The organism is Streptomyces sp. 8L, from assembly GCF_020176795.1.
GTDB lineage: Bacteria > Actinomycetota > Actinomycetes > Streptomycetales > Streptomycetaceae > Streptomyces.
The window spans coordinates 1-1,496 of record NZ_JAIUKE010000868.1 but is presented as its reverse complement, the minus strand read 5'-3'; the positions used below and the strand labels follow the sequence as shown (position 1 = coordinate 1,496).

Below are 1,496 nucleotides of genomic sequence, written 5' to 3'. Positions count from 1 at the left end.
CCCAGATATCGTGCAGGCAAGTAGAGATCCACCCTACTTGCCTCACGTACCTGAAGGGAATCACTCACCCTAGATAACCGCGGAAGCTGTAGTTCTGAGCCTTGTTCTGCCCGTTTTTGCTGACGTTCCTGACGTCGCCCATGACGCGCGCCATCAGCTCGTAGACGGTCGGGTGAGCCTGGTTTTGGGTGTGCGGGGTGGTGCCCTCCGCCGTGATGCTGGCGGGGGCCTCGGGGACGGTGCCCATGTGAGGTCTCCTATGTGGTTGTGCGAGATGCCGCGGTCACGGGCCCGACTGTCGGCATTACCGGGCCCGCCCGCGGCAGACGTCTATGCGCCGTCGTCCGACGCGTACGGGCCCAGCCCGAAATGCTGGTAGAGGACCGCCGCGGCCACCGTGCCCAGACTCAGCCGCGGCACCGTCGCCTTCCCGGCCTCCTTCAGGTCGCGGCAACGCTGCGACACTCGGGCCTGGAGGTCGGCGTCCGGGTTGGTCGTCAGGACACGCCGTACGTCACCACTAGCCGTGAGGGGCGTCCGGTCCTCCTTCTCCTTGCGCAGGTCGAACTCGCCCGCGAGGAACGCCTCGAAGCCGGCGTTGAGAATCCTGTCGCGCTCCACGGGAGAGGTCTGGTCCTTCATGATGCGGACGCGGGAGTCGCGCATGGAGATGGTCAGAGGGACTTTCATCCCGGAGGGGTTGGCGAGGTCCTTGAGGAAGGCGGGCCCGTCGGGGCCGAGGACGTAGTCGATGGACCCTGCGAGTTCGGGCTTGTCCTGGTCGCGGAGGAACGCGGTGGCGGCGATCAGGTTGTCGTGGTGGTGCTGGGTGCGCGGGTCGCGGGCCACGGGGCGGGGTCCTCTCGGGGAGCGCCGCTTGGACCTGGGGGCTCCGCGCGGGCGCGTGGGGGCGTTGTCCACGCTAGTTTCCTCCATTCGGCATTGCCGGAGCAATGCTTAGCTGCGGGGGTGGGGTTCGTGGTGACCACTCTACCTCTTAAGCATTGCGTGCACAATGCTTAACGGGTACGGTGGTGCCACACCCCAACGGAAGGCCCGCGATGCGCCGCACCCGAACCCTCACCACCGCCGCACACGCCGGCCAAGCCCTCGCCCACGCCACCCTCGGCGCCCTCTCCCACCTCCGCTACCGCCTCACCACCCGCGCCCGACTCACCATCACCTACCGGGCCGCAGACGGCGAGACCACCACCCGCATCATCGAACCCCTGGAAGTCCGCCGCTCCAAGGCCGGAGACTGGTACGTGAAAGCCCACGACCACCTCCGCGACGCCGCCCGCAGCTTCCGACTCGACCGCATCACCACCACCGCATAGGAGACCTCCATGTACAGGGCCGGAGACACCGTCCTCATCAAGATCGGACGCCTCAAGGGTCAGGAACACCAAATCGTCAGCGGCCTCGGGGAACATCGGTACAGCGGTTATCGGTGAGAACGATCATGGACGTTTAGCACAGTGATCCACTTCGCCGCT

The 1,496-nt window shown here is 66.4% G+C and carries 3 protein-coding genes; 1 reads left to right on the top strand and 2 read right to left on the bottom strand.

Translation table 11 applies throughout. The annotated features are described in order from the left end of the window. Positions 1-64: 64 nt before the first annotated feature. Together LCE31_RS39545 and LCE31_RS39540 are read right to left on the bottom strand one after the other, a co-directional pair. Positions 65-247 carry an ERF family protein gene (locus LCE31_RS39545; protein ID WP_225023119.1) on the bottom strand — a complete coding sequence of 61 codons (183 nt, stop codon included), beginning with the start codon at positions 245-247 and terminating at the stop codon, positions 65-67. A gap of 83 nt (positions 248-330) precedes the next feature. After that, the gene (locus LCE31_RS39540) at positions 331-849 is read right to left on the bottom strand and encodes a hypothetical protein (RefSeq protein ID WP_225023117.1); all 519 of its coding nucleotides are present in this window, start codon (positions 847-849) and stop codon (positions 331-333) included. A 212-nt stretch (positions 850-1,061) separates the two neighbouring features. Between LCE31_RS39540 and LCE31_RS39535 the strand changes: the two genes are divergently transcribed. Further along, positions 1,062-1,337, top strand: coding sequence for a WYL domain-containing protein (locus tag LCE31_RS39535; protein ID WP_225023115.1), 276 nt, complete (start codon positions 1,062-1,064; stop codon positions 1,335-1,337). The last annotated feature ends 159 nt before the right edge of the window (positions 1,338-1,496 follow it).

What these genes read in the sequence shown, in the direction of transcription:
- LCE31_RS39535 (WP_225023115.1), top strand. Translation starts at nt 1,062, where the DNA reads ATGCGCCGCACCCGAACCCTCACCACCGCCGCACACGCCGGCCAAGCC.
- LCE31_RS39545 (WP_225023119.1), bottom strand. Translation starts at nt 247, where the DNA reads ATGGGCACCGTCCCCGAGGCCCCCGCCAGCATCACGGCGGAGGGCACC.